This is a genomic window from Mycolicibacterium arcueilense (assembly GCF_058536225.1).
In genome coordinates this window covers 20,353-32,051 of record NZ_JBZTYL010000012.1, presented here as the reverse complement: position 1 = coordinate 32,051, position 11,699 = coordinate 20,353, and the positions used below count along the sequence as shown (strand labels likewise).

At 65.5% G+C, this 11,699-nt stretch carries 12 protein-coding genes; 4 read left to right on the top strand and 8 right to left on the bottom strand.

Annotated elements, in window-relative coordinates; translation table 11 throughout:
- Nucleotides 1-8 precede the first annotated feature (8 nt).
- Together AC4LGL_RS17970 and AC4LGL_RS17965 are read right to left on the bottom strand one after the other, a co-directional pair.
- The gene (locus AC4LGL_RS17970) at nt 9-1,100 is read right to left on the bottom strand and encodes an inositol-3-phosphate synthase (RefSeq protein ID WP_491839960.1); all 1,092 of its coding nucleotides are present in this window, start codon (nt 1,098-1,100) and stop codon (nt 9-11) included.
- Between the two features lie 57 nt (nt 1,101-1,157).
- Nucleotides 1,158-1,703 (bottom strand): PadR family transcriptional regulator, encoded by a 546-nt coding sequence (locus tag AC4LGL_RS17965; RefSeq protein WP_055120968.1) that lies wholly within the window; start codon nt 1,701-1,703, stop codon nt 1,158-1,160.
- Nucleotides 1,704-1,852: 149 nt separating this feature from the next.
- Between AC4LGL_RS17965 and AC4LGL_RS17960 the strand changes: the two genes are divergently transcribed.
- On the top strand, nt 1,853-2,701 hold the full coding sequence (locus AC4LGL_RS17960) for a DUF1963 domain-containing protein (protein WP_491839959.1): 849 nt from the start codon (nt 1,853-1,855) through the stop codon (nt 2,699-2,701).
- A 6-nt stretch (nt 2,702-2,707) separates the two neighbouring features.
- Here AC4LGL_RS17960 and AC4LGL_RS17955 read toward each other — a convergent pair whose 3' ends face one another.
- Entirely contained in the window at nt 2,708-3,577 is an 870-nt protein-coding gene (locus AC4LGL_RS17955) for a DUF1707 SHOCT-like domain-containing protein (protein ID WP_491839958.1), read from the bottom strand.
- Nucleotides 3,578-3,647: 70 nt separating this feature from the next.
- Between AC4LGL_RS17955 and AC4LGL_RS17950 the strand changes: the two genes are divergently transcribed.
- The 3 genes from AC4LGL_RS17950 to AC4LGL_RS17940 all read left to right on the top strand — a co-directional run bounded on the left by AC4LGL_RS17950 (nt 3,648) and on the right by AC4LGL_RS17940 (nt 8,342).
- Nucleotides 3,648-4,070, top strand: a complete 423-nt coding sequence (locus AC4LGL_RS17950) for a DUF5318 domain-containing protein (RefSeq protein ID WP_036443617.1) — start codon at nt 3,648-3,650, stop codon at nt 4,068-4,070.
- A 181-nt stretch (nt 4,071-4,251) separates the two neighbouring features.
- Nucleotides 4,252-6,588: a transglycosylase domain-containing protein gene (locus AC4LGL_RS17945; protein ID WP_491840033.1), complete on the top strand. Its 2,337-nt coding sequence runs from the start codon at nt 4,252-4,254 to the stop codon at nt 6,586-6,588.
- Between the two features lie 32 nt (nt 6,589-6,620).
- Nucleotides 6,621-8,342 (top strand): glycosyltransferase family 87 protein, encoded by a 1,722-nt coding sequence (locus AC4LGL_RS17940; RefSeq protein ID WP_491840032.1) that lies wholly within the window; start codon nt 6,621-6,623, stop codon nt 8,340-8,342.
- Here AC4LGL_RS17940 and AC4LGL_RS17935 read toward each other — a convergent pair.
- From AC4LGL_RS17935 to AC4LGL_RS17915, 5 genes are all read right to left on the bottom strand, one after another.
- Nucleotides 8,260-8,931, bottom strand: coding sequence for a hypothetical protein (locus AC4LGL_RS17935; protein ID WP_491839957.1), 672 nt, complete (start codon nt 8,929-8,931; stop codon nt 8,260-8,262). The two genes, AC4LGL_RS17940 and AC4LGL_RS17935, sit on opposite strands and share 83 nt — an antisense overlap.
- Before the next feature lie 56 nt (nt 8,932-8,987).
- Nucleotides 8,988-9,428, bottom strand: coding sequence for a hypothetical protein (locus AC4LGL_RS17930; RefSeq protein ID WP_491839956.1), 441 nt, complete (start codon nt 9,426-9,428; stop codon nt 8,988-8,990).
- Between the two features lie 246 nt (nt 9,429-9,674).
- Complete coding sequence (locus AC4LGL_RS17925; RefSeq protein ID WP_491839955.1) at nt 9,675-10,316, bottom strand: hypothetical protein; 642 nt, start codon at nt 10,314-10,316, stop codon at nt 9,675-9,677.
- Between the two features lie 82 nt (nt 10,317-10,398).
- Entirely contained in the window at nt 10,399-10,953 is a 555-nt protein-coding gene (locus tag AC4LGL_RS17920) for a hypothetical protein (protein WP_491839954.1), read from the bottom strand.
- Between the two features lie 44 nt (nt 10,954-10,997).
- Nucleotides 10,998-11,639: a hypothetical protein gene (locus AC4LGL_RS17915; RefSeq protein ID WP_491839953.1), complete on the bottom strand. Its 642-nt coding sequence runs from the start codon at nt 11,637-11,639 to the stop codon at nt 10,998-11,000.
- Nucleotides 11,640-11,699: the final 60 nt, after the last annotated feature.

Sequence of the window (11,699 nt, the reverse complement as noted above, 5' to 3'; positions counted from 1 at the left end):
GAAGTGGATCAGCCCTCGATGAAGGTCTCCAGCTCGATGCGCGCGACGTCGTCGGCGATCTGCTTGGGCGGGCTCTTCATCAGGTAGGCCGAGGCTGCCTCGATGGGGCCGCCGATGCCGCGGTCCTTGGCTATCTTGGCGGCACGCACCGCGTCGATGATCACACCGGCCGAGTTCGGCGAGTCCCACACCTCGAGCTTGTACTCCAGGTTCAGCGGCACGTCACCGAAGGCGCGGCCTTCCAGGCGCACGTAGGCCCACTTGCGGTCGTCGAGCCACGCGACATGGTCGGACGGGCCGATGTGGACGTTCTTGTCCTCGACCTTGCCGGCCAGCGAGCCGGTCAGGTTGGAGGTGACGGCCTGGGTCTTGGAGACCTTCTTGGACTCCAGCCGCGAGCGCTCCAGCATGTTCAGGAAGTCCATGTTGCCGCCGACGTTGAGCTGGTAGGTGCGGTCCAGGGTGACACCGCGGTCCTCGAACAGCTTGGCCATGACGCGGTGGGTGATGGTCGCGCCGACCTGGCTCTTGATGTCGTCGCCGACGATCGGGACACCGGCGTCCTCGAACTTCTTGGCCCAAACCGGGTCGGAGGCGATGAACACCGGCAGCGCGTTGACGAAGGCCACGCCGGCGTCGATGGCGCACTGGGCGTAGAACTTGTCGGCCTCTTCGGAGCCCACCGGAAGGTAGGAGACCAGGACGTCGACCTTGGCGTCCTTGAGCGCCTTGACCACGTCGACGGGCTCGAAGTCGGAGACCTCGATGGTGTCGGCGTAGTACTTGCCGATGCCGTCGAGGGTCGGGCCGCGCTGCACCGTCACGTTGGTGGGCGGCACGTCGGCGATCTTGATGGTGTTGTTCTCCGAGGCGAAGATGGCCTCGGACAGGTCGAAGCCGACCTTCTTGGCGTCCACGTCGAACGCGGCCACGAACTTGACGTCACGCACGTGGTACGGGCCGAACTTCACGTGCATCAGGCCCGGCACGGACGCGTTCTCATCGGCGTTGTGGTAGTACTGCACGCCCTGGACCAGGGATGATGCGCAGTTACCGACGCCGACGATGGCGACCCGGATTTCTCCTGCGTGCTCAGACATGGACGATCTCCTTACTCGTTCTGTGTGCTCGGCCTGGGGCCTTGTGCGGGTCTGTGCTCATATGTTTTCCGAGCGCCCCTGTGCCGTACGTTCGGCCGCGATCAACTCGTTGAGCCATTTGACTTCTCGTTCGCTGGACTCGAGGCCCAGCTGGTGCAGCTGACGGGTGTAGCGGTCGAATGAACTGCTGGCCCGCGCCACGGCTTCGCGAAGACCTTCCCGACGTTCCTCGACCTGACGACGCCGGCCCTCAAGGATCCGCATCCTGGCTTCGGCCGGGGTGCGGTTGAAGAAGGCCAGGTGGACACCGAACCCGTCGTCGGAGAAGTTCTGTGGCCCCGTGTCGGCGACCAACTCGGTGAATCGCTGCTTGCCGGCATCGGTCAGCTGATAAACCCGCCGAGCGCGACGCACCTTGGTCGGTCCCAAGGGTGCGGCGTCCTCGACGATCAGGCCGTCAGCCTGCATGCGCCGTAATGCCGGGTAGAGCGACCCATACGAGAACGCCCTGAACGCCCCCAACAGACCCGTCAATCGCTTGCGCAGCTCGTAGCCGTGCATGGGTGATTCGAGCAGAAGGCCCAGGACTGCGAGCTCCAGCATCGAAAACACCCCTTTCGACAGATCAGATGGAATTGATCGCTACGACGGATCAACACCTCGCCAAACTGTATCGCGCCGATATATTTGGTGCCAAGTAGTCACTCAGATTGGTGCGTCTGCTGGTGCGCGCGGGGACATAGGTTTTCACCGTGATCGTTCCCGACTATCTAGCCGAACACTTCGCCGATCTGGTCGACACGCATCTTGGTTCCGAGCTCGGGCCGGCCTACCTGGACTCCGGACAGCCGGCGCTGCACTTCGAGTTGGGTGGCGCGGTGCCGGGTCCTGTTATCGGGTCGAGGATCGGTGGCGAGCCAGTCCTTCCGCGAGGAATGCCCTGGCCGTCGTGGGTCGACGACGTGGCTGGAGATGAGCGGCACCTGGTGTGTATGGCGGTGCTCGAGCTCTGGCTGCTGGCTCCCTATGCCGATGTGACGGGGCTTCCGGTCGACGGCACCCTGACGTTCTTCTATGCCGACGACGCGGAGCTGCCGCCGTGGGGAGAGCCCTACCAGGCCGGAGGTTGGAAGGCGGTCTACACGCCTCCGGGAGCCGAGGTCGAGCCGGAACCGCCTGTGGGAGTGACGGTTTGGGCGCCGCGGTTGCTGATTCCGGTGCGGGCGATGAGCTATCCGGTGATCGAGGAGTCCTACTTCGACGAACACCGGCCGTTCAGTGCACTGCACCAAGCGTGGAACGAGGTCCGGTATGACGACGAACTTGCCCCGACGGGTGTGCAGATCGGGGGTATACCTGAGCCGGTCCAGTGGGACCCGCGCTTTGACGCGACCCGACACCGCGGCGTCGAACCGGGTTCCGACTGGTGCTTGTTGCTCCAACTCACAGCCGATGCACGGATCACCGAGAAACTCAGCGTGCGTCCGAGCCGTGGCTTCGATGACTGGCTGGGCGGCGATTTCACCGTCTACTTCTTGACCAGGGACCGAGATCTGCGGGACGGTGATTTTTCCCAGACTTGGCTGATCGCCCAGCGCTGACCGATCTCACCCGTTGCTGCGGTACATCCCCTTGACGGTGCCGTCGGGGTACAGGTTGATGGTTCCGCCGCCGAAATCGCTGTTGACGATGACCGCGATGTTGATGGCCTCGGGTGTCGAGGGGTCTTCGGACGGCGTGATGCGCAGCCACGTGCTCTTCACGTCGGCACGTTTGGTGTTGAGCGTGTCGGGGGCGCCCCGCATGATCCCGAGAACCCGCTCGTAATCGAATGCCCCGAGGTCGACGAGGCGATCTTTGTCGGTAGTGCGCGGATCCGGGCTCGGGTCGCCCCAACCGCCGGTGTACCGGTAATAGACCTTCCTGCGGCTGTCCTGCGGATCAGGTCGGTACAGCATGGCCGAGTCCGGATCGATGTGCAGTTCGAAGCCCGTGGTGTTGCCGAACTTCTGGCGCATCTGCTCGAAGAGTCCTTTGACTCCGTTGAGCGATTGCAGCTGTGTCGGCGGGGTCAGCACGACGGGGTCGATGCCGTCGGGCACCGCCCCCGGGTCGGGGTTGAAACTCAACGGTGACGGGGTGTTTCCGTACAGACCCCAGCCGATGCCGATACCGAGCACGACCAGGACGCCGGCCGAGGCCACCCGCAACCCCCACCCGGAACCGGCGCGTTTGCGAATGCGGGGCAGGCGGGCCTCGGTCAGCGTCGGCATCTTCACCGGTGCATTGGAGTTCTGTAGATCGTCGACCAGACGGGCCAGGTCTCCCAGGGTCGTGGCGTTGGTGGCCGCGGATACCCGCTGACGGTGTTCTTCCATGGACAACTGGCCTTCGCCGAGCGCGCTGTCGAGCACCTTGCAGGTGTCGTTGCGATCGCTGTCCTTGGCCCGGGTGGTCGAGGTCTGCCGAGTTGCCACGGAAGATGATCGTAGGAGGTGTGACGCGGTCGCGCCTCGGTGTCCAGGGGGTCGACGTACTCTGGTCATCGTGCGATTGCAGAGACAGGTGGTGGATTACGCGCTTCGGCGGCGGTCCCTGCTGGCTGAGGTCTATTCGGGGCGCACCGGCGTCTCGGAGGTCTGTGATGCCAATCCGTACCTGCTGCGCGCGGCAAAGTTTCACGGCAAGCAAAGTTCGGTGATGTGTCCGATCTGCCGTAAAGAGCAGCTCACGCTGGTGTCGTGGGTTTTCGGTGATCATCTGGGCCCGGTTTCGGGCTCAGCGCGCACCGCGGAGGAGCTGGTGATGTTGGCAACTCGTTACGACGAGTTCGCAGTCCATGTGGTTGAGGTATGCCGCACCTGCAGTTGGAATCATTTGGTCAAGTCATATGTCCTGGGCGCGCCTCGGCCGCCGAAGGCACGTGGCACTCGAGGCACGCGCAAGTCGGCGCGTACGGCCAGTGAATAACGAAGGGCGCCATAGCCGGTCAGCCAACGACATCCGTAGTGCGGCTGACCGCCTTGGCGCGCGAGAAAACCGGCCGCCGGCCCGGGAGAAGCCTCCGGTGCGGGAGAACCGCCCGCCGGCTCGTGAGAATGCGTCCACGGGACGGCCGAACGGTCCCACGGGCCGTCCCGGTCGTCCGGCGGTGCCGCCCGACGATCGGCTCACCACGGTGCTGCCGCCGGTGCGCGACGGTGGGCCTGCCCCACTCGACGTCGTCAGGGCGGCGATGGACGGCACTCCGCCGCCGAAACCGCCGCCACCCAAATCTCCGCCTCCCCCGCCGGGAGGCGGCCGCGGGACCGGGCCTTCGGGTCCGTCGGGGTCGGGCCCCAAGGCGACCCGGCAGTTCCACATCAACTGGAAGCTGGTCCGACGGCTGTCGATAGCCGCGGTGGTGGCGATGATCCTGCTTCCGCTGGTGACCTTCGGGATGGCGTACATGATCGTCGACGTCCCGCAGCCCGGTGACATCCGCACCAACCAGGTGTCGACGATCCTGGCCAGCGACGGCAGCGAGATCGCCAAGATCGTGCCGCCCGAAGGCAACCGTGTCGACGTCGGCATCGACAAGATCCCGGAGCACGTCCGCAATGCGGTGATGGCCGCCGAGGACCGCGACTTTTACACCAATCCGGGCTTCTCGTTCACCGCGCTGTTGCGTGCGATCAAGAACAACCTGGTCGGCGGTGATCTGCAGGGCGGGTCGACCATCACCCAGCAGTACGTCAAGAACGCGCTCGTCGGTGACGAGCGCTCCGGCATCGGCGGTCTGATCCGTAAGGCCAAGGAGCTGGTCATCTCGACCAAGATGGCCAGCGAATGGTCCAAAGACGCTGTGATGCAGGCGTATCTGAACATGATCTATTTCGGCCGCGGCTCGTACGGGATCGCGGCGGCGGCCAAGGCGTACTTCGACAAGCCGGTCGAGCAGCTCACCGTCGCCGAAGGTGCCCTGATGGCCGCGCTGATCCAGCGCCCCTCGACGCTGGACCCCGCGGTGGATCCGGAGGGCGCTGCCGAGCGGTGGAACTGGGTGCTCGACGGCATGGTGGACATGGGCGCGTTGTCGGCCCAGGAACGCGCCGGCCAGGTGTTTCCGCCGACCGTTCCGCCGGATCAGGCCCGTCAGGCCAACCAGACCACCGGTCCCAACGGACTGATCGAGCGGCAGGTCACCAAGGAACTGCTGGATCTGTTCGATATCAGTGAGCAGGCGCTGAACACCGAAGGTCTGCAGGTCACCACCACGATCGACCCGCAGGCCCAGCAGGCCGCCGAGAACGCGGTGTCCAAGTACATGGACGGGCAAGACTCCGACATGCGGACCGCGGTGGTGTCCATCGATCCACATGACGGCGCGGTCAAGGCCTATTACGGCGGTTCGGATGCCAATGGCTTCGACTTCGCCCAGGCAGGTCTGCCGACGGGTTCGTCGTTCAAGGTGTTCGCGCTCGTCGCCGCCCTGCAGCAGGGCATCGGCCTGGGCTATCAGGTCGACAGCGGCCCGGTCGAGGTCAACGGCATCAAGATCAGCAACGTCGAAGGTGAAGGGTGTGGCACCTGCTCGATCGCCGAGGCGCTCAAGCGGTCGCTGAACACCAGCTACTACCGGCTGATGCTGAAGCTGGAGCACGGTCCCGAGGACGTCGCCAAGGCGGCCCACGATGCCGGCGTGGCCGAGAGCTTCCCCGGCGTCGAGCACACGCTGTCGGAGGACGGCAAGGGCGGTCCGCCCAACAACGGCGTGGTGCTGGGCCAGTACCAGTCCCGGGTGATCGACATGGCCTCGGCGTACGCGACGCTCGCGAACTCCGGCGTCTACCACAAGCCGCACTTCGTCCAGAAGGTCGTGAACTCGTCGGGACAGGTGCTGTTCGACGCGTCCAGCCAGGACAACGGTGAACAGCGGATCGACAAGGCGGTGGCCGACAACGTCTCGTCGGCGATGCAGCCGATCGCGGGCTGGTCGCGCGGGCACAACCTGGCCGGCGGGCGGGCCTCGGCCGCCAAGACGGGCACCAACCAGCTCGGCGACACCGGTGACAACCGTGACGCCTGGATGGTGGGCTACACGCCGTCGCTTTCGACTGCGGTGTGGGTGGGTACCTCTGACGGTGTGAAGCCGTTGAAGACTCCGTCGGGTGGGCCGGTCTATGGATCCGGTCTGCCGTCGGACATCTGGAAATCCACGATGGACGGCGCGTTGAAGGGCACCGACAACGAGAAGTTCCCGAAGCCGACCGAGATCGGCGGCTATGCGGGTGTGCCGCAGGCCCCGCCGCCCCCGCCTGCACCGGGTACTCCGGGTGGTCCACCGATCGTGATGCCTTCGGAGACCGTGATTCAGCCGACCATCGAAGTGGCCCCGGGCATTACGATCCCGATCGGGCCTCCGACGACCGTGCCGATCGGTCCGCCGCCGGGAGCTCCCGTTGTGCCTGGCGTGCCGGGCGAGCCGGTGCCACCGCCGCCTCCGTGACGGACCGGGTAGCCCCGGCCGCGCCGGCTGGACTGGATTCGCCGGCCCCGCCGGCAGAGTTCGATTCGCCGGCCCCGCCGGCAGAAGACCGGCGGAGCGCCGACGACCGCGACCTCCCCAGCCGCAATGACCCGATGGCCGAGGCGCTGTCGCAGACGGTGGGCGGACCCGTCGGCCGACATGCGTTGATCGGCCGGTCACGCTTCATGACCCCACTGCGGGTGATGTTCATCATCGCCGTGGTGTTCCTGGCATTGGGATATACGTCCAAGGCCGCGTGCCTGCAGACGACCGGAAGCGGGACGGCCGGGCAGCGGGTGGCCAACTGGGAGAACAACCGGGCCTATTACGAGCTGTGCTATTCCGACACGGTTCCGCTCTACACCGCAGAGTTGTTGAACCAGGGCAAGTTTCCCTACAAGTCCAGTTGGGTCGAGAACGACGCCACCGGCAAGCCGCGCATGCAGTACGACGGCAGCCCGGCGATCCGCTACATGGAATACCCGGTGCTGACGGGGCTGTACCAGTACGCGTCGATGTCACTGGCCAAGACCTATACCGCGCTGACGAAGCTGGTGTCGGTCCCGCTCATCGCCGAAGTGGTGATGTTCTTCAACATTGCCGCGTTCGGTTTGGCGCTGGCCTGGTTGGCGACGATCTGGGCCACCTCACGACTGGCCGGCCGGCGGGTGTGGGATGCCGCGCTGGTGGCCGGCTCACCGATCGTGATCTTCCAGGTGTTCACCAATTTCGATGCCCTCGCCACCGCCTCCGCGGCAGGCGCGATGCTGGCATGGGCCCGCCGAAAACCGGTGTGGGCCGGGGCGCTGATCGGAATCGGTGTGGCGGCCAAGCTGTATCCGTTGCTGTTGTTCGTTCCACTCGTGCTGCTCGGGTTGCGCACCGGGCGTCTGCGCGAGGTCGGCAAAGCGGCGTTGACAGCGGTGGTGACCTGGCTGGTCATCAACCTGCCGATCATGGTGATGTTCCCGCGCGGGTGGTCAGAGTTCTTCCGGCTCAATACCCGTCGTGGTGACGACATGGATTCGCTGTACAACGTGGTGAAGTCGTTCAGCGACTGGCAGGGCTTCGATCCGGACCTGGGTTTCTGGCAGCCGCCGACGGTGTTGAACACCGTCACCGCAGTGTTGTTCGCGGCGTGCTGCATTGCGATCGGCTACATCGCGCTGACGGCGCCGCAGCGGCCACGGTTGGCGCAACTGGCGTTCCTGGTGGTCGCCACCTTCCTGCTGACCAACAAGGTGTGGAGCCCGCAGTTCTCGCTGTGGCTGGTGCCGCTGGCGGTGCTCGCTCTGCCGCACCGTCGGATCCTGTTGGCGTGGATGACCATCGATGCCCTGGTGTGGGTACCGCGCATGCTCTATCTGTACGGCGAGGCCAACAAGGGCCTCCCCGAGCAGTGGTTCACCACCACGGTGTTGCTGCGTGATCTCGCGGTGATCATGTTGTGCGCGTTGGTCGTTCGTCAGATCTATCGCCCCGACCTCGACCTCGTCCGGCACGGCGGCCGCATCGACGACCCCACCGGTGGGGTGTTCGACAAGGCGCCCGACAACCCGCCGCGCTGGCTGCCGGACTGGCTGCGACCGTCGGCTGACCGGGTGCGTATCGAACCGAAGCGGGAACCCGCGTTGGTGACGACGGGCGGCGTCAGCCGTGATACGGCGGATACCCCGGGTATTGCATCGGATAACCCTGGGATGGTGGAAACACCTGAGGCGGGGCTTCCGTAGGTACAGATGGAGGCTCGTTCGCGCGGATCCAGGCACCGGTCGACGGCAGCGTGGCCAGTACGAACGTGGCGAGCACATAAATGAGAACCAGGGTCCAGAGCAGGAAGCCGGCAGGGTGGCCATCGCGGGTAGCGTCGGTGTAGGTCGCGGCCATGCCGATGACGGGGGCCGGGGTGGCCAGCTGGGCGCCCACGATCACCATCCGGCGGCCGGTCCTCTTGGCCTTGTAGAGCTTTCTCGCGCCGGTGAGCATGAGCAGTCCGTACCCGCCGAGCACCAGAGATGCGATGGCGATCGTTATCAGCGCCTCGCCGAGGTTCCACGTGGGTCTGCTCAGATCCACGAGCGTCCCGACTATCCCCACCAGGAGGAGAACGAGGGCCACCACTGCGGCGACGCCCGCCAGGATGGCGGCGCAGGTCCCGGTGACCCGGCTGGTCGGGGCGGTCGGCCCCGGTTGTTGCGGCTGGGGTTGTCCCGAGCCGGGCTGGTGCGAGTAGATCGGCGGCTGGACTCCGAAGCCGGGCTGTTGTGAAAAGGCCGGCTGTTCCGGAAAACCCTGATCGTTGGGCCCACTGGGAAAGGTCATCGATCCCCCTGTTTCTTGAAGATTTGACCGTCGTCTTACGACGGCCTGCGCTCCGCTCAGTGGTGGTAGGGCGGATAGTACTGGGCTGCAACCGGACTGGGTTTTGCTTCGATCCATCGCGCGGTCGAAGGAACCAGCGTCAGGACGACTGTCAAGATCGGAAAGAAGAGGCCCGCGATGAGGAAGGTGTCGACTGAATCGAAATCACGACGGGGCCGGTCTGAGATGCCGAAGACGATGTCGGCGAGGGCGGTGATTGCAAACAGGATGACCAGGGCGCATCCGATGACGATCAACCGGCGGCCGTACGTCCTGCGTCGAAACAGAAAGATCGCCCCGACGACGAGCAACAGCCCGAACCCGAAGCCGATCAACGGTAACGAGTACATCCGGGCGTCGCGCTCCTCTTGCCCTGAGATGAAGATCGCGACGATCGCGGCCGATCCGAGGATGATCCCGACCAGTCCGCCCAATAACGCCAGGACGCCGGCGATCATCGCCGTGGCTCGGCTCGGGCCGCGGGGCGGCGTCGGTTGATTCCCGCCGGGGTAGCCGGGTTGCTGTGGCCATCCGGGAGGTTGTTGACCGAATCCGGGTTGGTGCGAGTAGATCGGCGGTTGGATCCCGAAACTGGGCTGTTGTGAGAAATCCGGCTGCTCCGGAAATCCAGGACCTGATGGTCCGCTGGGAAAGGTCACAGTTCCCCCTGATCTTTCGAGATTGACCGACTGCGGACCATGTTCTCAGTGCTCGTACGGTGGATAGTTCTGGGCTGCAACAGGACTCGACTTCGCTCGGATCCACCGCGCTGTCGAGGGCGCGAGGGCCATTACCAGAGCCACGGTGGGGATCGCAGCCAGGATCACGCCGGCAAGGACCGGTCCGACATCGGGGTTGGGGGTTTGTCGGTCGTGGACAACAAAGGCGCCGACGGCCACCAGGACAGCAGCGGTGCTCGAAGCGCAGCCGCCGACGAGGAGCCAGCGCCCGATCATCATGCGTCGAAACAGCAGGATCGCCCCGGCACAGAGGGTCAGACTCAAGGCGAGGCCGAAAAGCAGCCATACGAGCGCCATGTCGTCACCGTTGCCGGTCACCAGTTCGGATGTGGGTATCACGGTGAGGGCGAGGCCGAACAGTCCGAGTAGCAGCGCCAGGACTCCGGCGATGATTGCCGTGGCTCGGCTCGGGCGGCGGGGCGACGTCGGTTGATTCCCGCCGGGGTAGCCGGGTTGCTGTGGCCACCCCGGTTGCGGATAGCCGGGTTGTTGTCCGAAGACGGGTTGGTGCGAGTAGATCGGCGGTTGGATCCCGAAACTCGGCTGTTGTGAATAGCTCGGCTGTTCCGGAAACCCCTGATCGTGGGGTCCACTGGGAAAGGTCACAGGTCCCCCCGGAGTCTCGAAAGTTGACGGGCCCACTGTATCCGGCCGGCCGAGAGCAAAGTGGTACCGGCGGTAGGAGACGCTAGGTAGCTGCGACCAGTTCCTGTTTCGCCCGGATCCACGCCGCGGTCGACGGGAGCAGCGCCACCACGAGCGTGGCGACCGGGAGCACCAGACTCAAGATTGCCAGTCCGCTGATGGCGTAGGAGCCGTAGCGGGCTGTCGTGGCCAGACTGAGTCCGAGGCTGATCAGGCTGCCGAGGATGATCAGTGCGCAGCCGATGACGATGAGCCGACGGCCGGTCATCTTGCGTCGCAGCAGCGCCACCGTGCCGGCTAGGAGCAAGAGTCCGCAGGCGACGCTCAGCAGGGTGGCGAGGACCGTCATCGTCAGTGCCCCAGGGGTTCTGAGGGCCAGAGTTCGCAAGCCCGCGTCACCGGCCAGTGCGGCGAGGCCGGACAGCCCGGCGATGCCGTTGCCGAGGGTCAGCAGGGCGCCGATCCCGGCGAGGACAGCCGTGATGATCGCCGTGATCCCGTGCGCCGAAACCCTCGGCGCGGCCGTTGGTTCCACCGGTTGGGATTCGTCGAGCGGGTTCTCGGGTTGTTGACCCTCGGATTCTGAGGGAGAGGTCACTGCTGCTCCGATCGTGAGTGGTTGGCAGGTCGGTACCTGAGCGGTCAGCCCGGGTACGGCGGGTAGGGCTGGGGAGCCGGCGGATTCTGCTGGGCCCGGATCCAGGCCCCGGTCGGCGGTAGCAGGACCAGCACGAGCGTCACGATCGGGAAGATGACACCCACGAGATCAGCACCGACGCCGCGGTCGTACTCGTAGTCGGCGATGGCCGACGGTGTCCACGTGAGGTTGATCAGCGTGCTCAGGATGGACACCGCGCATCCCGCGGCCACGAGCCAGCGGCCAATCATCTTGCGTAGCAACAATGTCACCGTTCCGATCAGAAGCAGCAGCCCGGCGACGATGTTCAGCGTCGTCATGGCGATCAGCGGTGTCCACCCGCCCCAGGCGGAACCGGCTACTTCGGACGATCCGTTGATCAACACGGAAAGTCCGAAGGCCATCGCCAGGCCGCCGAAGAAGTTCGCCAGGCCGCCGAGCCCGGCCAGAACCCCCGCGATGATGCCGGTCACCCCGCTGGGGGACGCGGGTGGCGCGGGTGGCAGGCCATAGGGCTGTTGCGGGTAGCCGGGCGGGAAATAGCCGGGCTGAGGTGCAAAGGCGGGCTGTTGTTGATACCCAGGCTGCTGGGGATAACCGGACTGATCGGGAGACCCCGGACCGTAAGGCCCATTGGGATAGGTCACGGCTGCCCCCGATCCTCGAAGTTTGACGGGCTCACCCTATTCCGGATGGGGGCGGACAGA

Excerpts from the sequence above, each read along its gene's own strand:
- AC4LGL_RS17970 (WP_491839960.1), bottom strand. The coding sequence starts at position 1,100 with ATGTCTGAGCACGCAGGAGAAATCCGGGTCGCCATCGTCGGCGTCGGT.
- AC4LGL_RS17965 (WP_055120968.1), bottom strand. The coding sequence starts at position 1,703 with ATGCTGGAGCTCGCAGTCCTGGGCCTTCTGCTCGAATCACCCATGCAC.
- AC4LGL_RS17935 (WP_491839957.1), bottom strand. The coding sequence starts at position 8,931 with ATGACCTTTCCCAGTGGGCCCAACGATCAGGGTTTTCCGGAACAGCCG.
- AC4LGL_RS17930 (WP_491839956.1), bottom strand. The coding sequence starts at position 9,428 with ATGATCGCCGGCGTCCTGGCGTTATTGGGCGGACTGGTCGGGATCATC.